This is a genomic window from Paraburkholderia franconis (assembly GCF_009362735.1).
GTDB lineage: Bacteria > Pseudomonadota > Gammaproteobacteria > Burkholderiales > Burkholderiaceae > Paraburkholderia > Paraburkholderia franconis.
In genome coordinates this window covers 14,899-33,086 of sequence record NZ_WHNP01000013.1, presented here as the reverse complement: position 1 = coordinate 33,086, position 18,188 = coordinate 14,899, and the positions used below count along the sequence as shown (strand labels likewise).

Genomic DNA, 18,188 nt, shown 5'->3' with positions numbered 1-18,188 from the left:
CCTGCCATGCGGCCGTTCGCGATGAACGCGCCGCGGCACGCATGCCGCGGTGCACTAAAACCAGACGAAGCGCTCAGGGCGCCGGATTTGGCTGCAGTTCGTGCAGCGCGTCGATCTCGGCGAGCGCTTCTGGCGACAGCTTCACGTCGACGCTCGCAATGTTCTCCTTGAGCTGATCGAGCGACGTTGCGCCGATCAGATTGCTCGTCACGAACGGCCGGCTGTTGACGAACGCGAGCGCGAATTGCGCGGGCGACAGGCCGTGGCGCTTCGCCAGTTCGACGTAGCGTGATGTTGCCTGGATGGCCTGCGGCTTGCTGTAGCGCTGAAAGCGCTCGAACAGCGAAATGCGCGCACCCGCCGGACGCGCGCCGCCTTCGTATTTGCCCGACAGCCAGCCGAACGCGAGCGGCGAGTACGCAAGCAGACCGACATGTTCGCGATGCGCAAACTCCGAGAGCCCCGCTTCGAACGTGCGGTTCAGCAGGCTGTACGGATTCTGGATCGACACGATGCGCGGCAAGCCGAGCTTCTCCGACGCGCGCATGAACTGCGCGACGCCCCACGGCGTTTCGTTCGACACGCCGATATGACGGATCTTCCCTTCCTTCACGAAGTCGGCGAGCACGGAAAGCGTTTCTTCGATGGGCACGGTGTACGCATCGTCGATCCACGGATACGCGGGACGACCGAACGTCATCGTGCTGCGATCGGGCCAGTGCAGCTGATACAGGTCGACGTAGTCCGTCTGCAAACGCTTGAGGCTGTCGTGCAGCGCCTCGGTGAGATTCTTGCGATCGAACTGGTTGCCCTCGCCGCGAATGTGACGCGGATTGTGCGGCTGGCGCGCGGGGCCGGCGATCTTCGTCGCGAGCACGATCCTGTCGCGTGCGCCGCGATGCTGCGCGATCCATGTGCCGATGTAGCGCTCCGTCGAGCCCTGCGTTTCGGCGCGCGGCGGCACGGGATACATTTCGGCGGTGTCGATCAGCGTGATGCCGTGGTCGAGCGCGTAGTCGATCTGCGCGTGCGCGTCGCGCTCCGTGTTCTGCTCGCCCCACGTCATCGTGCCGAGACCGATCAGGCTGACCTGCACATCCGTATCGCCGAGTCTGCGGTATTGCATCGAACTGTTCCCCTCTTTCTGATGTTCCTGGTCTTGTCGAGTGACAAAACGGCAAGGGGCGAAATTACCATGTCCGCGCAAAACGCGTGCGTGGCTAGAATGTCGGTTGGCCGCGACGCGATGCGGCCGGTTTCGATGCGCTTACAACCTTCGGAGTGTCATGTCGATGTCAGATACGCCGACTGCGCGGTCCGGTTCTGCGGACAGGCGGCAGTCGCTGATCGTCACGCTCGTCGCCGCGGCGTTCTTCATGGAGAACCTCGACGGCACGATCATCGCCACCGCGTTGCCGCAGATGGCGCGGTCTTTCGGCGTGCATGCCGTCGATCTGTCGATCGGCATCACGTCGTATCTGCTGACGCTCGCCGTGTTCATCCCGATCAGCGGCTGGGCCGCCGACCGCTTCGGCGTGCGCAACGTGTTCGCTGCGGCGCTCGCGGTGTTCACAGCGGCGTCCGTTGCGTGCGGGATGACCAACGGGCTCGTCGAATTCACGGCGGCGCGCATCGTGCAGGGCATCGGCGGTGCGATGATGGTGCCCGTCGGACGCCTCGCCGTGTTGCGCGCGACGCCCAAAGACGACCTGATGCGCGCGATTTCGATTATCACGTGGCCGGGGCTTGTCGCGCCCGTCATCGGACCGCCGCTCGGCGGCTTCATCACGACTTACTCATCGTGGCGCTGGATCTTCTATCTGAATCTGCCGCTCGGCATCGTCGGCATCGTGCTCGCGTGGCGCTTTATCGGCGCGGCGCGCGACACGCAGATGCGCCCGTTCGATACGGTCGGCTTCGTGCTGTGCGGCATCGCGGGCACGGCCGTCATGTACGCGATGGAACTGCTGGGCCGCTCGGATGCGCCGTGGCGCGAAGCGCTCGCGTTTCTCGCAGGCGGCCTCGCGGCGGGCGTGGCAGCACTGCTTCATCTGCGCCGCAGTCCGCATCCCGTCGTCGATCTGTCGGCGTTTCGCGTGAAGACGTTCGCCGTCGCAATGGGCGGCGGATCGCTCTTTCGCGTGTCGATCAGCGCGGTGCCGTTTCTGTTGCCGTTGATGTTTCAGCTCGGCTTCGGGATGAACGCATTCCAGTCGGGCCTGCTGACGCTCATGGTGTTCGCGGGCAATCTGTCGATGAAGCTCGTGACGACGCCCGTGATGCGGCGCTTCGGTTTTCGGCCGGTGCTGCTCGTCAATGGCGCGCTCGCCGCGCTGAGCATTGCGGCGATGAGCCTGCTGACAGCTTCGACGCCGCTCGTGCTGACGGGTATCGTGCTGTTCGCGAGCGGCCTGTCGCGCTCGCTGCAATTCACGGCCGTCAATACGCTCAGCTTCGCCGATGTGCCTAAGCCGCAGATGAGCGGCGCGTCGACGCTATCGAGCACGCTCACGCAGATGACGATGGGCATGGGTGTCGCGCTCGGCGCGATCGCGATGCGGCTCGCCGCGTGGCTGCATGGACACGATGCGCGATCGGTGACGGCGGCCGATTTCAACGTTGCGTTCCTGCTGGTTGCTGTCGTCGGGCTGCTTGCGATTCTCGATGTGTTCGGTCTCGAGCGCGATGCGGGCGCGCATGTGAGCGGGCATCAGCGGAAACGGACGTAGGCGGTGTGCTTTATCTTTGTCTTTGTTTGAATGCGATTTGGCGATGAATGTCGAACAGTTCGAATTGCTTGTGACGCGTGTGATGCCGTATGGCAAGTACAAAGGGCGCGTGATCGCGGATCTGCCGGGGCATTACCTCAACTGGTTCGCGCGCGAAGGATTTCCGCCCGGCGAGATCGGGCGGCTGCTGGCGTTGATGCACGAAATCGATCACAACGGCTTGAAGAGCTTGCTGGAGCCGTTGAGGAAGAAGTGAACGGCGTTTGGCGTGTGCGAGGGGCGCGCGATGGTTCAACGTTCGATGCTCTGCATCGAACGCGATGAGCCCTGAAAACAGGGACCCAAAACAAAAACGGCACCGCGATTTTTCGCTGTGCCGTTTCTCGATACCGCTGAATTCTCTGGGGTGGCTGATGGGACTCGAACCCACGACGACAGGAATCACAATCCTGGACTCTACCAACTGAGCTACAGCCACCACTGCCCTACACCTTCGCTGCTCGCCGCTGAATGCTGCTCAGCAACGAAGAAGCGAGATTATACAAACACGAATCGTATTTGCAAAGCCCTTTATTCAAACATTTCGCTGGGTTCGCGCAAGTGCTGTCGCGCCTCGTCGAAAATTGCAAGATCGCGCGCCGCCAGCTTTTTGCTGTCCGATAACACGCGCCGCCATCCGCGCGAACCCGCGACGCCGCGATACAGCCCCAGCGCGTGACGCACGATCGCGCCGAGATACGTGCCGCGCGCCAGTTCGGCGCGGCAGTACGCGATCAGCTTCGCTTCCGCTTCCTCGCGTGTCGGCGCCGGTAGCGTCGAGCCGTAGAAACGCGCGTCGACGTCCGCGAGCACGTACGGGTTGTGATATGCCTCGCGCCCGAGCATTACGCCATCGACGTGCTCCAGATGCGCGTCGACTTCGTCGAGCGTCTTGATGCCGCCGTTGATGATGATCTCGAGCTGTGGAAAGTCCCGCTTCAACCGATAGGCGTAATCATATTTGAGCGGCGGGATCTCACGATTCTCTTTCGGGCTCAGACCTTTGAGGATCGCATTGCGCGCGTGCACGATGAACACGTCACAGCCGGCCTCGGCGATCGTGCCGATGAAGTCACGCACAAACGCGTAATCCTCGACATCATTGACGCCGATCCGGTGCTTGACCGTCACGGGCACCGAAACCACATCGCGCATCGCTTTCACGCAATCGGCGACGAGTTGCGGCTCGCTCATCAGACACGCGCCGAACGCGCCGCGCTGCACGCGCTCAGACGGGCAGCCGCAATTCAGATTGATCTCGTCGTAACCCCATTGCTCGCCGAGCTTCGCCGAGCGCGCCAGATCGTCAGGCTCGCTGCCGCCGAGTTGCAGCGCAACGGGCGCCTCGTCGGCCGTAAACGCCAGATGGCGCTCGACGTCACCGTGAATCAGCGCCCCCGTCGTCACCATTTCCGTATACAGCCAGGTGTGCCGCGACAGCGTGCGGTGAAACGAGCGGCAGTGGCGGTCGGTCCAGTCCATCATCGGCGCGACGGACACGCGGCGGGGACTGGCAATGGGCTTCGAAGACATGGGGCAGAAGACAGAACGAAAACGACGAAGGAAACGCGAACGCAAAAATGCGAACGACAAACGCGTAAGAGCCAAGGCCGACGCATAAGAACCAAGGCCAACGCGTAAGAACCAAACCGCCTATTTTACCGCAAGCCGGGCCCCCGCCCCTCGTTCCACGTCGCAGCAGCCCTGGAAGCCCATGATTTACATGAGGTTTTTCCGAGCGGTAAGAGCGGCTTATCAGGGCACATACACGCGGAACCCCCACCGGACGGGCGTCTCAGCATTGTTTCCGATCGAAGAATAGTAATTTCAAATTATCGGCACAAAGAATCGATAGTAGGGGTATACACTGCATTCCATCGACGTTGCGAACAGACCCAAGCACCACGCAACGTCTTACTGAATCAAATATCACGGAGAGTTCACCATGAAGACCAAGCTTATCGCCGCAGTTTTGATCGCCGCTTCCGCCACGCTGGCTGCTCCCGCTTTCGCAAGCGGCTACGGTCCGGCTCCGCATTACAACCCGACGATCGGCGCGCCGTCTTCGCAGCAAGGCCAGAGCGCACAGACGCTGGCAGCGGAACAGGCACAGCAAGCCAACGTCGCGTATGGCGGCGTGCAAAACGGTTCGTCGCAAGGCGGCAAGCATGAGCCGCAGACGGGCCCGGGCTCGGTGTTCTTCGGCCACTAAGACGAAGCTGGACCGGCAGCAGATTTCGTATCAGGCAGTACCACGCAGCACAGGTAGTACGCAGTTCTGGCAGTACCCGGTAGCGTTGAAATTGCAGTTCCAGAAGTGGCAGTACCGCAGTCGAAGCAGTCAATAAGTGCCGTTGATGGTGCAGTTCGAAGTACCAGTACCACGCAGTTGCCGTACCCTGTAGTACCACGCAGTCTGTTGTTGCACGTGCAGTCGAGCCGGATGTTCTCCACGGAGCATCCGGCTTTGTTTTTGCGCGATCGAATGTGACGCCGGGTCTTATCCGCCCGCGGCAAGCAGTTCGGTATTGATCGCTTCGCGAGCGGCCTGAAAGCCCGCTTCGGCAGCGGCATGCTCCGTCGGCCAGAAGCGGTCGATGTGCACGAGCCGCCAGTCCAGCATCACCGCTTCGCCCTTGAGCACGCGGAAATGCGCCTTCACGCCCGTCAGCACCTGCTCGACGGCGACCTCCATATCGAAGTCCTTGTAGCGTTCCTGGTAGTCGCCCATGTCGATGCCTTTCGGCTCCATCGCGCCTCCCTCTTTCCGCAGTATCCGCAGTGTCGTTTTAGCGTCGGCATCTGCCCGCGCTCAGTCGCAATCGCCGGACAGGTATTTTCTGCCGTCACAGGTGATCTCGACACCCGCACCCTTCGCCGATTTCGCCACCAGCCCCGCGCCCAGCAGTTCCTTCTCGACGACGGGCTCGACGGCAGGCGGCGCCTGTCCCGTCCCGACATCGTTCAATTGCCGCAAGGTATCGATTGCATCCGTACTCAGGGATTTCGTCATCGCCGCCTCCGCACGCGCTGGCGGCACACCGCCCGTCTTGCGATGCGCCCGTCGACGCTCAATTCATCGCTCAATCCATGCTAGCACTTCCAGCCGGGATTGCTGGTTGCGCGGCGTCGACGGGAAACGGATGAAAAGGGTCCGAAACCCGCGCAAATACGCAGAATTTCCACGCGAGGGCGCGGTCTACAAGAGAACGGCACACGTCGCGCGCAGGCTGGCACGCGCGTCGCAACGGAGCCAAAAAGAAACAGCATGGAGAACGCGATGATTCACACGATCAACACGCTCAGGCCATTCGGGCGGAAGGCATTGGCGCGAATCGGCGCGGCCGTCCTGCTCGCAGCGTCCGCAGGCGTTGCGGGGACGGCGCTCGCGCAGAATGCGGCGTCCGAATCCAGCGCGCCGATGGTGAAGCCCCCGCCCGCGGCGGCGTCGGGCACCGCAAGCGCGACCAATCCCGACAACATGCCCGTCAAGAAGCCGCGCAAGCCGACCAACGACAAGATGATGCACAACCCGCCCGCCAGCGCGACGAACGCAAGATAGCGACGCGTCGCGCGTCGCGCGTCGCCGGCGAGGGAAGCGTGGACGGCACGCGTCGCCCGGCGCGCACGGGGCGAACGCCGAACCATGCCGTTCACGCGCACAAACGTTCACAGCCTGGCGAGCGACACCTCCGTCGACTTCACGAGCGCGACGACTTCCGCGCCGACCTTCAGTTCGAGTTCGTCGATCGAACGCGTCGTGATCACCGACGTGACGACGCCGAACGGCGTATCGACGTCGACTTCCGACACGACGGGTCCCCGGATGATCTCCTTCACTTTGCCTTTGAACTGGTTACGTACGTTGATGGCGGAAATGCTCATATCGGATGGCTCCGTGAGTGGGTAGAGAGGTTCCAGCGAGGTTCCAGCGGCCAGCGCTCATACCGCCCAGCGGACGTCGCGCGGATGCACGCTGACCGGTTCGCTCGCCGCCCTCGCGCTCGCATCGATTGCCGGGGACTCGTGCGGCGCGCGTGTTTTCATCACGCGCTGCAAGACGCGCTCTTCGAGCCTCGCGAACGCCGCCGACGCCCTTTCGCGCGGACGTGCGAGCAGCACCGGTTGATCGAGCGCGATCCGGCCGTCTTCGATCAGCAGAATGCGGTCGCCAAGCGCGACAGCTTCCTGCACGTCGTGCGTGACGAGCAGCGCGGTGAAGCGATGCTCGCGCCACAGCCGTTCGATCAGCGCATGCATTTCGATGCGGGTCAACGCGTCGAGCGCGCCGAGCGGCTCGTCGAGCAGCAGCAGTTGCGGCTGATGCACGAGCGCGCGAGCCAGCGCGACGCGCTGCCGCTGGCCGCCCGACAACTGCGCGGGCCAGTCGTTCGCGCGCTCGAGCAGACCGACTTCGGCGAGCACCGCGCGCGCAGCGTCGCGCGATGAACGGCCAAGGCCCAGCATCACGTTTTGCAGCACCGTCTTCCATGGCAAGAGACGCGCGTCCTGAAACATGATCCGCGTGTCGAACGGCTGCGAGCCGTCCGCGCGTTTGTCGAGCGTGCCCAAGGTCGGCGCTTCGAGACCGGCGATCAGCCGCAACAGAGTCGACTTGCCGCAACCGCTGCGCCCGACGATCGACACGAAGCTGCCGCGTTCGATCGACAGATCGAAGTCCGCGAGCACGGCGCGCTCGCCATAGCGCTTGCCGACGCCGCGCAATTCGACGGACGCATCGATCGCATCGCGCGCGGTCTTATCACGCGCGGTCTTATCACGCGCGGTCTTATCACGCGCGGTCTTATCACGCGCGGTCTTATCACGCGCGGTCTTATCATGCGCGGTCTTATCATGCGCGGTCTTATCATGCGCGGTCTTGCGCAAAGCGACTGCGTCGGCCTCGGGCGAACGGCCGGTCACGTCATGCCGCGCATCTGCATCGCGCTCGACAGAGTCGATAGCGGCAACCGCTGTTTCAGTCGATGCACCCTCGTGCGCGCGCGGCTGCCGTCGTTGCGCTTCGAGATCCGCGCGCGCGGCGCCGCCGAACGATGCCGGCAATGTGCTTGCGCTCATGCTTTCGCTCCTTGCTGATAAGCGGGATGCCAGCGCAGCGACACGCGCTCAAGCGTTTTCGCGAGCATGTCGGCGAGCTTGCCGAGCGCCGCGTACAGCAGAATGCCGACCACAACCACATCCGTTTGCAGAAACTCGCGCGCGTTCATCGTCATGTAGCCGATGCCAGATTGCGCGGAGATCGTTTCCGCGACGATCAGCGTGACCCACATCAGCCCGAACGCGAAGCGCACGCCGACGAGAATCGACGGCAGCGCGCCCGGCAGGATCACGTCGCGATACAGCGCGAATCCATTCACGCCGTAGCTGCGCGCCATTTCGATCAGATTGGTGTCGACGGAACGGATGCCGTGATACGTGTTCACGTAGATCGGGAAGAACACGCCCAGCGCGACGAGAAACACCTTCGCTTCTTCTTCGATGCCGAACCAGAGGATCACGAGCGGAATCATCGCGAGCGCCGGGATGTTGCGGATCATCTGCACGGTCGTGTCGAGCGCGATATCGACGGGTTTGAAGAGACCCGTCGCGAGCCCGAGCACGAAGCCGATGCCGCCACCGATCGCAAAACCCGACACCGCGCGCCACGTGCTCACCTTTACGTCGGCCCACATCTCGCCCGACTCGATCAGCGACCATGCGGCCTTCACGACGGCGAGCGGCTCGGGCAGCACGCGCGTCGACAGCACGCCGCTGCGCGCGGCGAGTTCCCATGCGATGAGGATGACGAGCGGCACGATCCACGGCGCCGCCTTGCGTGCGAGCCGCACGAATGCGGCGCTCGCGATGTCCTTGCCGGAAACGGTCGGCATAAACGACTCCTTTGCGCGGACGACGCGTTCGATCACGCATCGCCCGCATGCGTCAGATCAGGTCTAGCTTTGCGCCGCCTTCGGCACATAGTTGTTGCCAACGATCTCGCCGAACGGCCCCGACAGCGGACCGCTCGCGCTCGCGCGCTGGCGGCCCGGCAGCAGCGGGAACACGAGTTCGGCGAAGCGATATGACTCTTCGAGATGCGGATAGCCGGACAGAATGAACGTCTCGATGCCGAGGTCCGCGTATTCCTGCATGCGCGCGACGACCTGCTCCGGGCTGCCGACGAGTGCCGTGCCCGCGCCGCCACGCACGAGCCCCACGCCCGCCCACAGGTTCGGATAGACCTCGAGTTCCTTGCGCGTGCCGCGCTTGCCGCCGTGCAACGCGGCCATGCGCCGCTGGCCCTCGGAATCCATCTTCGCGAACGAGGCCTGCGCGCGCGCGATCGTGTCGTCGTCGAGCTTGCTGATCAGCTTGTCCGCGGCGGCCCACGCTTCCTCTTCCGTCTCCCGCACGATCACGTGCAGACGGATGCCGAATTTGATCTTGCGGCCATGCTGCGCGGCGCGCGCGCGAATGTCCGCGATCTTCTTCGCGACGGCTTCGGGCGGCTCGCCCCAGGTCAGATACGTGTCGATGTGCTCGCCCGCCATCTCGTGCGCAGCCGGCGAGGATCCGCCGAACCACAGCGGCGGATGCGGATTCTGCACGGGCGGATACAGCAGCTTGCCGCCCTTCGACTTCAGATGCTTGCCGATGAAGTCGATCGCTTCGCCGCCATGCGCGCTCGTCAGCAAGCCGCGCCAGATGCGCAGGAATTCGTCGGTGATTTCGTAGCGCGTGTCGTGATCGACGAAGAGCCCGTCGCCTTCCAGCTCGGCGGCATCGCCGCCCGTCACGACGTTGATCAGCAGACGCCCGCCCGACAGCCGGTCGAAAGTCGCCGCCATGCGCGCCGACAGCCCCGGCGACGCGATGCCCGGCCGGATCGCGACCAGAAACTTGAGCCGCTGCGTGACGGGGATCAGGCTCGACGCGACGACCCATGCGTCTTCGCACGAACGGCCCGTCGGCAGCAGCACGCCCTCGTAGCCGAGCGTATCGGCGGCGACGGCGATCTGCCGGAAGTAGTCGTAGTCCGCCGCGCGCGCGCCTTGCGACGTGCCGAGATAGCGGCTGTCGCCGTGAGTCGGAATAAACCAGAACACATTCATGGGCTGCTCCTGCGTTTGTTCGAGTTGATGTCAGTCGATGCCGGACGGCTGGTCGGTTGCGTCGCCCGCCTGCTTTCGCGCTCGCGTGACGGCGTGGCCGCGTTTCGAACGGACGTGACCGCGCATTGCCGCGCGCGAGGCGGCGCATCGAAGCGAACGGGGAAACGGATAAGACCGCGTGAAGAAATAACCGCGGAAGAGCGCGTCAGCGGCGACGGCGCGGCGGCCTGCGCGCGACGCATGGATCGCGTGCCGCGCACGAAGCGGCTGGGCACGCGCGAATCGGCATCGGATCGGACATCGCGACAGCTTCTCTCATGTGAATCACGTGGAACGCGCGCGCAACGCGCGGCGTGTTAATCCGCCGGCAGTGCATGCGCCTGAGCACGCCGCCGCCGTCTGCATGGAAAAAGAGTCTATGGATCGCGCGCTTTCTTTTGAACGATTTTTTTGAGCTTAGGTTTTCCACTTTCGTGATTTACCTGACGCCGCAGCATACGTCGCGCGAGCATCATCGCCGCATGTTCCGCGCGCGCTCGCCCCAAAACAGCAGCGCGCCGCCGATATAATGGCGCTCGATCCCGATCAACCTGTGCGGGCGTAGCGCTTTGTCGTCGACGCCCAGCGACTGACGCCGTCAAGCATGCAAAAAATCATCCTGCCGTTCGTGTCCGGCTTTCTCGCGTCGCTGTTCTTTCACGAGTCGACGCTCGCGCTTCTGCACGCGGCCGGCCTCATCGACCCGACAGGGTTCTCGACGGCTCCATTCGCTCCCATCGGCCTGCCCGAATTCATCGCGAACGCGATCTGGAGTTCCGTGTGGGCCGTGCTGATGGCGTGGCTCCTGCGTGTGTCGCCCGAGCGCCCCGCGCCGTGGATTCCCGCATTCGTGTTCGGCGGGGTCGTGCTGACGGCGGCGACCGTGTTCGTCGCCGATCCCGTTCGCGGCATCTGGCCAACGGGCAACATGCTGCCGCGCCTCGCGCTCGGCTTCGCATCGAATGCGATGTGGGGATGGGGCGCGCTCGTCTTCATGCGCGCCTTCATGACAGCCGAGGACTGAAACCGCTGCGTTTTTTTCTTCGGGCCTGAGTTCTGGTCATGGCCTGAGTTCTGGTCACGGCCTGAGTTCTGTTCGGGCCTGCGTCCTGGTCCGGCCTGCGTTGGCCTCAGCCCTGCAGGTCGCGCAACGGATGCTCGTGCGCGGGCCACGGGCTTTCGAACATCTCCTCGACGTCCGCGCGCGTCACGTCTTCGATGCACGCAAAGCGCCAGTCCGGCTTGTTGTCCTTGTCGATGATGCGCGCGCGGATGCCTTCCGGCGCGTCGCCCCGTTCGAACGACGAGCGCGTCAGATCGAGGTCGCGCCGCAGACATTCGGCCATCGTCCCTTCGGCGCGCGTCACCACTTCGAGCGAAACGGCCATCGACAGCGGCGAGCGCTCGCGCAGCACGGCGGCCGTCTGCTCGGCCCAGTCGGCGCTCGCGCAATCGCCTTCGAGATCGAGCGAGCGGACAATCTGCGCGACATCGCGCAACGCAAAGTGCCTGTCGATCAACGCGCGCGCGTCGGCGAGCGGCGAGATGTCGGGCGTCGGCGCGACCTTGTGGAACTGCGCTTCGCGCTCCACGCACGCAACGACGTCCGCGCCCCGCTCGAAGCTCTGCGTCTTGAGCCCGTCGATCAGCGCGGCGATCGCATCGTCGGGCAAGTACACGTCGGCGAGACCCGCGTAGAGCGCGTCGGCGGCGCCGATCGTCTCGCCCGTCACGGCCAGATAGCGGCCGATCGCGCCCGGCGTGCGCGCGAGAAACCATCCCGCGCCGACATCGGGAAAGAGACCGATGCGCGTCTCGGGCATCGCCATGCGCGTCGACGACGTCACGACGCGCAGGCCGCCCGTGCGATGCGCGCCCTGCGAAATGCCCATCCCGCCGCCCATCACGACGCCGTTCATGAACGCGATAAAGGGCTTCGTGTACGCGAAGATCGCGTGATCGAGCCGGTATTCGTCGATGAAAAAGGTGTCGACGGCTTCGCGGTCGCCGCGCCGGAACGACTCGTACAGGTATCTGATGTCGCCGCCCGCGCAGAACGCGCGCTCGCTCGTGCTGCGCACGACGACGGCGAGCACGCCGGGATCGTCGCGCCATTGATCGAGCGCCGCATGCATCGCGCGCATCATGCCGAGCGATAGCGCGTTGAGCGCCTTCGGCCGGTTCAGTTCGATGAAGCCAATGCGATTGGCGACATAGGCGATGAGTTCGTCGGAGGCGCTGCGCGATTCGGATGTCGACATGGTTCGTACGAAAGGCGGTTGAATGGACGTGCGGCACACACGTTAGCACGCGGGCGAATTCTTCAGCGACAGCGGCGGTCGTGCCCGCAGGATAAGCGGACGGTATTACGCGGCCTTGGTTTTCGATGAAGCCGCGCGGCGTGCTTCCGACGCTTTCGATGCTTCTGACGTATTCGCGTCGCCGGCTGGGTTCTCCGCCGCGCTCGCCTCCGCGTCGCCGGATGCGTCCGCGTGCTGCGCGCCGAACCACGCAACGAGCGCCGCGTCGACCACGGCATCGAGCGGCGCGCGCGGAAACACGGGGCAAGTCAGATGCAACGCGACGATGCCATGCATCGTGGCCCACAGCGCTTCCGCGCAGACCTGGCTGTCGGGCGAACCCGGCAGACGCCCCTGCGCCTTGAGCGCATCGATCGACTCGACCATCAGACGAAACGCGGCATCGCCGGCATCATCATCGGACGCGCCGGCGTCGCCGACCAGCGCGGCGCCCGTGTACGACGGATCTTCCATGAAGATCAGCCGGTACGTCTGCGGATTCGCGACGCCGAACGCGACATACGCGCGCCCGATCGCACGCAGCCGCTCAGCGGGATCGGCGATCGGGATCAGCGGCTCGAAGGTGGCCAGCAGTTGCGCGTAGCCTTCCGCGCACAGCGCGCGCGCAATCGCGTCGCGGCTTTCGAAGTGCAGATACAGCGTGGCGGGCGAATATTCGATCGCCTCAGCGATCTTGCGCATCGACAGCGCGGCAAAGCCTTCGCGCATGACGATACGCCGCGCGGCATCGAGGATGCGCTCGCGCAGCTCCAGCTTCTGACGTGTCTTTCTTTCGGCGATTCCCATGCAGGCAATTTTCGGGTTGACAAACTGAAAAGTCAAATTAAACTGAACACCGTTCACTGAACACTGTTCATCAAATTTCTTGCGCTCAGTGCGGAGCTGTTTCGACAGGGCCGAAATCGGTGGCGCGTTTGCGGGAGTCATCATGGACAATGCAGGACAGATCGGCCTGTTCGGCGCGGCGGGCGCCGCGGGACAAAGCATCGCCCACGCGCTGAACGCGGCGGGCCGCCACTATCGCGTGATCGGACGTGGGCGGGCAGCGCTGCAAGCGTCGTTCGGTCACGATCCCCTCGCGGAAATCGTCACATGGAATCCCGACGATCCCGCCTCCGTCGCGTCGGCCGCCGCCGGATTGCAAACGGCCGTGTATCTCGTCGGCGTGCCCTATCACCAGTTCGAAAAGCATCCGGTGCTGATGCGAAAGACACTCGACGGCCTGCGCGCGGCTGGCGTGCAGCGGCTGATCCTGATCGGCACCGTGTATCCGTACGGCCGGCCGCGCAGCCGGCCCGTCACGGAATCGCACCCGCGCGAGCCGCACACGTTCAAGGGCAAGATGCGGCTCGCGCAGGAAAATCTCGTCATCGATGCGCATGGACGCGACGGGCTCGAAACGCTCGTCTTGCGCTTGCCCGACTTCTACGGTCCGGGCGTCGAGCGCAGCTTTCTGCATGGCGTATTCGAAGGCGCGGCGCTCGGCAAGCGCGCGCAGATGATCGGCCCCATCGACGTGCCGCACGAATTCGTCTTCATGCCGGACGTCGGGCCTGTCGTCGAACGGCTGTCGCGCACGCCGGAGGCTTTCGGCCGCGTGCTGCATCTGGCGGGCACCGGCACGATCACGCAGCGCGAAATCGCCGAACGTGCGTATGCACTCGCGCAACGCGAGCCCAGGCTGATGGTCGCGGGCAAGACGATGCTGCGCGTGCTGGGACTTTTCAACCCAATGCTGCGCGAGCTGGTGGAAATGCACTACCTGCTGGCGGACCCTGTCGTGCTCGACGATACGGCGCTGACCGCGCTGATCGGCCCGATCATGAAGACGTCGTACGAAGCAGGCATCGCGCAGTCGTTTGCGGCGGCGCGCCAGGCTGCACAACAGGCTGCGCAGCGCGCGGAGGCACGGCAGCCCGCGTAACAGACGCGAACCGCGCCCGTCTGACGAACGGACGAAGACCGGACCAGGAACGGAACAAGCGGGGAAGATCGCGCACCTGGCGCTTCGCAGACGGACGGTGCTTACGCGCCCGCCAGATTGCCTGGCGGAAAGTGGCCGCTCTTGAGCAGAACGGGCGTGCCATTGCTGATCAGCAGATGCTCGCGGGCGACGGCTTCGATATGCGCGCGGCCGGCGTCGAACGCGCGGCGCCATCCTTCCGTATCGTTCGATTTGGCGCCGAAATGATCTTCGAGCGCTTCGACGGAAATCGCGCACGGCACCCGCTCACCATCGACGAGCGCCGGAAACACCAGCGTCAGGTTGAAGTCGCGGTAATCGGGTGCGTCCGCGGGGAAACGAATCTCCATGGTGACCTCATCGGGAAAATTCGGCGGAAAAGGCCAGCGGCCGCATATGCGCGCGAACGGCGCGAGATGCGCTCGGCTGGCCCGGTCAGCGGGCTTTATGGTACTCGTAGCGGCATACGGCGGTCCAGCGCGAGTCGCGCTGCGGACTACGGACTGCGTGCCTGCCGGTTTGCGCATCGGCGAACGCGTAGCGCGCGGCCTTCGCGCGCGCGTGACAGTGCGCGGCATGCGCCGCATCCGGCCATTGCCCGCGTGCGCTCAATGCCCGTCGAGCAGCCGGTCGACGTATGCGCGGCCCGCCTGTTCGACGAAAGCGAGCGCCTCGTCTTCCGTCGAAAAGCGATGTTCGTCGCCGATTTCGACGAGCGTCTCGATCCGGTGCGGATCGTCGGGCCCGCGCTCGGACAGGCTGACCGCCCCGACGTACAGGCCTTCGCGCTCGCCCGCGCGGCGTGCCTGCTCGTGCGGCGGCACGAGACGCGCCGACGCGCTGATGTAATAACCCCGGTAAGGGCCGCTGACCCTCTCAGCCATACTCGCCTCTCGTTCTCTCAGTTACGGTTTGGTTGGATCGAAAGCACGGGGCACGCCACGTGCGATACACAGTAAGTCCTTCCGTCGCGCGATAAGTTCTACGGCCAGTTCGGGCGCATCCAGCGCCGGCCCGCAGTGCGCGCACTTTCAGACGTGCATGCAGTCGAACGCGCTCCGCGGACACAACGCCAACCCGACGCGCGCAACGCGAATCCAGGGGAAAGCATTCGCAATTTCCGGACGAGCACCGACGATATGGGAAAATATTTTCTTCGAGACAGCGAAATCGCCGAGCCGGATGCAGCCAATGCGTGGTTTGCATACGCGGAAAGTCATGGGATCGACATTCCGAAGGCGATCAGCATCTGGGAAGACGCCGCGACAGAGGGAGGCGCCGGCAGTCGGCGCCTCGTCGAACAGGCGGGCATTCGCATCGACGTGTCCGAAACGGGACACCCCAGCCTCAGACCCGAAGCCTGATGTCCGTGCAAGGGCACGCCTTGCCGCCATCGGCGCTCATCTGCGGGCCTGCCCTCCTCCCGGCGACGGTTTGCGCCTGCGCGTCGCCGGCGCTGCCACGGCCATGGCGGCCTCGCAGCGACCGCCTTGCGACTCTTCGCTCACACCCTATTTCTTGAAGGAAAACACAATGAAGTCGAAGTCGACTGCTGTTTCGTCCCGCGTGAAGCGACTTGCCGCCCTGCCGGCGACCGCCCTTGCGGCATTGGCCGTGCTTGGAATCGCGAGCCTCGGCGGATGCGCGTCGTCCAACAACACGACGCTGATCAATCTGCCCAACGGGGAATCCGGCTTCGCGGTCAACTGCAGCGGCGCGGACGCGGCGTCGAGCTGGGCATCGTGCTATGTGCAGGCGGGCAAGGCGTGCGGGGCGACGGGCTACGACATCGTGTCGAAGGACACCGACGAAGGCGGCACGGCGGGCGGCGGCATCACGAACGTGGTGTCGGCGAACGTGAAGAACCGGTCGATGGTGATTCGCTGCAAGTAAGCGAGCCTGCTGACCCGTTCCGCCCAATTTCGCCGGGGGAAACGGCTTGTCGGCAGAGGCAACGTGGGCGGCCGCACAGGCAGACACGACAACGTGGGCGGCCGCACAAACGGGGCGTGAACCCAAACGGCACAATCGGTCCGGTGAACCTGATCTTCTGGCGGCAAACCCTGACGCCAGCACAGTTCGATCTGGGGCCTTGGCTCGTTGAACCGCCCGCGTTCGATGCGGCTTCGCTTCGCCTGGCTGCAATCGAAGCCACCAACGTGCGCACGACGCCCTTGCCGCGAGAGAAATCCGCCTCGAGCGCCGGACGCGGAATCGACATGAGCACAGCGCGGCCGCCATCCGGCGACCCACAGGAGAACCAACGTGATCACAGGAACGCCCGCCGCCAAGCCTGACGCTCTGGTTCGGGGAAGCGATTCGATCCTGTGGCTCGCCGGCATCCTGGTGTTCGCGTATGCCGTCGCCGTGCTCTCGGGGCCCATCGTCGCGGGCCACGATACGTATCTCTCGTTCTCGCGCGTCGAGACCTGGACCACCGCGATGCGCGCCGGCGATTTCATGTCCGTATGGACGCCGGCCCATGCGAATGGCTTCGGTTCGCCTCTGCCGTTCTTCTATCACAAGCTATTCAACCTGGTCGCCGCCGCGCTGACGATCGCCACAGGCGATATCGTCGTCGGCTTCAGGCTCGCCGTTCTACTGTTTTCGGGCGTGATGTTTTATGGCGTCTATCGCTGCGCGGCGCTTCTCGGCGCATCGCGTCAAACGCGCGTCGTGACGGCCGTGGCGTGCACGATGTCGCCGTATGCGCTCATCTGCATCGTGGAGCGCGGCGCGGCGGCCGAGTATTCGGCGATGGCGCTCGTGCCGCTATGCGCCGCGTACGCCGCGGAACTGATCCTTCGGCGCCCGAAGCCCTGGCTCGGCGTCAAGCTGTTCGTCCTGCTGTGCCTGCTGGCGCTCGCGCACATCGTCACATTCGCGGTGACGGCGTGCCTGCTGGTGGCGTTCGCGTTGGCGCTCCTGAAGTATTCGCCACGGCGGGCGCTCATCCTGCTTGCTGCAAGCGTCGGCGCGCTGTTGTTGTTCGTGATCCTGATTTACGTGCCCTTCATCGTGTGGGGAAGCTATTTCAGCCCGACTCAGGCGCGCCTGCACGGCCTGCCTGCCGATAACGCCGTGCCGCTGATCCGGGTCCTGTCGCCCAATCCCGCGTCGTGGTTCGGCTGGCCCGTGCTCGCGCTGCTGGTTGCGCTCGGGTTTCTGCTGCGTCATCGGAAGGACAAACGTGTGAAGGCCCCGCTCGTGACAGGCCTCGCGGCGCTCGCATTGATCCTGCTGACCACGCGTGTCAGCGCGCCGATGTGGCGAATCTCGGAGCAATTGGACTTCGTCCAGTTTCCATGGCGTCTGCTTTCGATCGCGACGCCGCTGATCTTCATCACCTTCGCAGGCGCCGTCGAGCGGCTGCCTGCGATCCTGAAGCGACGCACGCTTTTCGCGATCCTTGGTTTGAGCGTGATACATGCCGCCGGCATGCTGTACTGGGTGCACAGCGTGTTCACGACCATTCCTTCAGCCGAGCTACGCCAGTCGAGCCCGTCGACAGGCCCCGGCCCCGACGCCGGCGGCGAGTACTTTCCTGCGCGATACCGCGATGCGCTCGCCGCAACGCCGGATATCCTCGCGACGGGAGCCGCGTCGGCGCTGCCGGCGCGCCGCCCGTTCGCGGACAGCACGGGCGGATGCACGCTGAACCCGCCCGCCAGCGTCACCTATGTTCAGATACTTCAGATCGTCGTGACGTGCACGTCTGCGGGCGCGGCTCGCATCAACCAGTTCGATACGCCGTTCCTCGAAACGCGGGTGACGAGCAATGACCACGACAAAGGCGGCGCAATGCGCGTGCGCCGGATCGAAGGCGGGCCGATGATCGAATTCGCGCTGCCGCCCGGTGACTGGACGCTGCACGTGCGGCAGCGCACCTATCTGGAACTGGTCATCTTCGCGTGGCGGCAGGAAATCGAATACGGCAGCCGCAAGTGACACAGCAGAGAGCGTCGGCAAGCGACCCGCGCGTGTC

At 64.5% G+C, this 18,188-nt stretch carries 22 protein-coding genes, 1 tRNA gene and 2 pseudogenes; 12 read left to right on the top strand and 13 right to left on the bottom strand.

The window, feature by feature from the left end:
- Positions 1-73: 73 nt before the first annotated feature.
- Complete coding sequence (locus tag GCT13_RS16040; RefSeq protein WP_152759723.1) at positions 74-1,126, bottom strand: NADP(H)-dependent aldo-keto reductase; 1,053 nt, start codon at positions 1,124-1,126, stop codon at positions 74-76.
- 160 nt (positions 1,127-1,286) lie between these two features.
- Between GCT13_RS16040 and GCT13_RS16035 the strand changes: the two genes are divergently transcribed.
- Together GCT13_RS16035 and GCT13_RS16030 are read left to right on the top strand one after the other, a co-directional pair.
- Positions 1,287-2,729: an MFS transporter gene (locus GCT13_RS16035; RefSeq protein ID WP_152759721.1), complete on the top strand. Its 1,443-nt coding sequence runs from the start codon at positions 1,287-1,289 to the stop codon at positions 2,727-2,729.
- Positions 2,730-2,772: 43 nt separating this feature from the next.
- The gene (locus GCT13_RS16030; RefSeq protein ID WP_087735861.1) at positions 2,773-2,985 is read left to right on the top strand and encodes a DUF3820 family protein; all 213 of its coding nucleotides are present in this window, start codon (positions 2,773-2,775) and stop codon (positions 2,983-2,985) included.
- A gap of 146 nt (positions 2,986-3,131) precedes the next feature.
- Here GCT13_RS16030 and GCT13_RS16025 read toward each other — a convergent pair.
- Both GCT13_RS16025 and dusA read right to left on the bottom strand, forming a co-directional pair.
- Positions 3,132-3,207: transfer RNA gene (locus GCT13_RS16025), tRNA-His, on the bottom strand.
- Positions 3,208-3,299: 92 nt separating this feature from the next.
- Positions 3,300-4,301: a tRNA dihydrouridine(20/20a) synthase DusA gene (dusA, locus tag GCT13_RS16020; RefSeq protein ID WP_152759719.1), complete on the bottom strand. Its 1,002-nt coding sequence runs from the start codon at positions 4,299-4,301 to the stop codon at positions 3,300-3,302.
- 412 nt (positions 4,302-4,713) lie between these two features.
- Here dusA and GCT13_RS16015 point away from each other — a divergent pair, with 412 nt between their 5' ends.
- Positions 4,714-4,980: a hypothetical protein gene (locus GCT13_RS16015; protein WP_152759716.1), complete on the top strand. Its 267-nt coding sequence runs from the start codon at positions 4,714-4,716 to the stop codon at positions 4,978-4,980.
- A 288-nt stretch (positions 4,981-5,268) separates the two neighbouring features.
- Here GCT13_RS16015 and GCT13_RS16010 read toward each other — a convergent pair whose 3' ends face one another.
- The gene (locus tag GCT13_RS16010) at positions 5,269-5,520 is read right to left on the bottom strand and encodes a hypothetical protein (RefSeq protein WP_090861879.1); all 252 of its coding nucleotides are present in this window, start codon (positions 5,518-5,520) and stop codon (positions 5,269-5,271) included.
- A gap of 60 nt (positions 5,521-5,580) precedes the next feature.
- Positions 5,581-5,781 carry a hypothetical protein gene (locus GCT13_RS16005; RefSeq protein WP_152759713.1) on the bottom strand — a complete coding sequence of 67 codons (201 nt, stop codon included), beginning with the start codon at positions 5,779-5,781 and terminating at the stop codon, positions 5,581-5,583.
- A gap of 267 nt (positions 5,782-6,048) precedes the next feature.
- Between GCT13_RS16005 and GCT13_RS16000 the strand changes: the two genes are divergently transcribed.
- Positions 6,049-6,330 carry a hypothetical protein gene (locus GCT13_RS16000; protein ID WP_152759710.1) on the top strand — a complete coding sequence of 94 codons (282 nt, stop codon included), beginning with the start codon at positions 6,049-6,051 and terminating at the stop codon, positions 6,328-6,330.
- A 107-nt stretch (positions 6,331-6,437) separates the two neighbouring features.
- Here GCT13_RS16000 and GCT13_RS15995 read toward each other — a convergent pair whose 3' ends face one another.
- Positions 6,438-6,653 carry a TOBE domain-containing protein gene (locus GCT13_RS15995; RefSeq protein WP_087739191.1) on the bottom strand — a complete coding sequence of 72 codons (216 nt, stop codon included), beginning with the start codon at positions 6,651-6,653 and terminating at the stop codon, positions 6,438-6,440.
- A gap of 57 nt (positions 6,654-6,710) precedes the next feature.
- A pseudogene (locus GCT13_RS15990) lies at positions 6,711-7,523 on the bottom strand (ATP-binding cassette domain-containing protein); the annotation flags it as partial.
- Between GCT13_RS15990 and GCT13_RS51190 the strand changes: the two are divergent.
- Positions 7,477-7,617 (top strand): annotated as a pseudogene (locus GCT13_RS51190) (pentapeptide repeat-containing protein); the annotation flags it as partial. The pseudogenes GCT13_RS15990 and GCT13_RS51190 overlap by 47 nt on opposite strands.
- Positions 7,618-7,843: 226 nt before the next feature.
- Here the strand turns inward: GCT13_RS51190 and ssuC are convergent.
- On the bottom strand, positions 7,844-8,659 hold the full coding sequence (ssuC, locus tag GCT13_RS15985) for an aliphatic sulfonate ABC transporter permease SsuC (protein ID WP_152759705.1): 816 nt from the start codon (positions 8,657-8,659) through the stop codon (positions 7,844-7,846).
- Positions 8,660-8,722: 63 nt separating this feature from the next.
- Positions 8,723-9,880 carry an FMNH2-dependent alkanesulfonate monooxygenase gene (ssuD, locus tag GCT13_RS15980; protein WP_152759703.1) on the bottom strand — a complete coding sequence of 386 codons (1,158 nt, stop codon included), beginning with the start codon at positions 9,878-9,880 and terminating at the stop codon, positions 8,723-8,725.
- A gap of 374 nt (positions 9,881-10,254) precedes the next feature.
- Here ssuD and GCT13_RS15975 point away from each other — a divergent pair, with 374 nt between their 5' ends.
- Positions 10,255-10,449 (top strand): hypothetical protein, encoded by a 195-nt coding sequence (locus GCT13_RS15975; RefSeq protein WP_152759701.1) that lies wholly within the window; start codon positions 10,255-10,257, stop codon positions 10,447-10,449.
- Positions 10,450-10,523: 74 nt separating this feature from the next.
- A complete protein-coding gene (locus GCT13_RS15970) occupies positions 10,524-10,943 on the top strand; it encodes a hypothetical protein (protein ID WP_152759699.1) in 420 nt (139 codons plus the stop codon).
- Positions 10,944-11,049: 106 nt separating this feature from the next.
- On the opposite strand, the gene GCT13_RS15965 is transcribed toward GCT13_RS15970, so the two are convergent.
- Both GCT13_RS15965 and GCT13_RS15960 read right to left on the bottom strand, forming a co-directional pair.
- A complete protein-coding gene (locus GCT13_RS15965; RefSeq protein WP_152759697.1) occupies positions 11,050-12,180 on the bottom strand; it encodes an enoyl-CoA hydratase/isomerase family protein in 1,131 nt (376 codons plus the stop codon).
- Positions 12,181-12,285: 105 nt separating this feature from the next.
- Positions 12,286-13,026: a TetR/AcrR family transcriptional regulator gene (locus GCT13_RS15960; protein ID WP_152759695.1), complete on the bottom strand. Its 741-nt coding sequence runs from the start codon at positions 13,024-13,026 to the stop codon at positions 12,286-12,288.
- Positions 13,027-13,168: 142 nt separating this feature from the next.
- Between GCT13_RS15960 and GCT13_RS15955 the strand changes: the two genes are divergently transcribed.
- Positions 13,169-14,164, top strand: coding sequence for an NAD-dependent epimerase/dehydratase family protein (locus GCT13_RS15955; protein ID WP_152759693.1), 996 nt, complete (start codon positions 13,169-13,171; stop codon positions 14,162-14,164).
- 101 nt (positions 14,165-14,265) lie between these two features.
- On the opposite strand, the gene GCT13_RS15950 is transcribed toward GCT13_RS15955, so the two are convergent.
- The gene (locus GCT13_RS15950; protein WP_152759691.1) at positions 14,266-14,553 is read right to left on the bottom strand and encodes a DUF1488 family protein; all 288 of its coding nucleotides are present in this window, start codon (positions 14,551-14,553) and stop codon (positions 14,266-14,268) included.
- A 258-nt stretch (positions 14,554-14,811) separates the two neighbouring features.
- A complete protein-coding gene (locus tag GCT13_RS15945; RefSeq protein ID WP_152759689.1) occupies positions 14,812-15,087 on the bottom strand; it encodes a hypothetical protein in 276 nt (91 codons plus the stop codon).
- A 255-nt stretch (positions 15,088-15,342) separates the two neighbouring features.
- Between GCT13_RS15945 and GCT13_RS15940 the strand changes: the two genes are divergently transcribed.
- The 4 genes from GCT13_RS15940 to GCT13_RS15925 all read left to right on the top strand — a co-directional run bounded on the left by GCT13_RS15940 (position 15,343) and on the right by GCT13_RS15925 (position 18,151).
- Positions 15,343-15,567, top strand: a complete 225-nt coding sequence (locus tag GCT13_RS15940; RefSeq protein WP_152759687.1) for a hypothetical protein — start codon at positions 15,343-15,345, stop codon at positions 15,565-15,567.
- 169 nt (positions 15,568-15,736) lie between these two features.
- Entirely contained in the window at positions 15,737-16,096 is a 360-nt protein-coding gene (locus GCT13_RS15935; protein ID WP_152759685.1) for a hypothetical protein, read from the top strand.
- A 143-nt stretch (positions 16,097-16,239) separates the two neighbouring features.
- Positions 16,240-16,500: a hypothetical protein gene (locus GCT13_RS15930; RefSeq protein ID WP_152759683.1), complete on the top strand. Its 261-nt coding sequence runs from the start codon at positions 16,240-16,242 to the stop codon at positions 16,498-16,500.
- Positions 16,469-18,151 (top strand): 6-pyruvoyl-tetrahydropterin synthase-related protein, encoded by a 1,683-nt coding sequence (locus GCT13_RS15925; RefSeq protein ID WP_152759681.1) that lies wholly within the window; start codon positions 16,469-16,471, stop codon positions 18,149-18,151. Before GCT13_RS15930 ends, GCT13_RS15925 begins: the two co-directional genes overlap by 32 nt.
- The last annotated feature ends 37 nt before the right edge of the window (positions 18,152-18,188 follow it).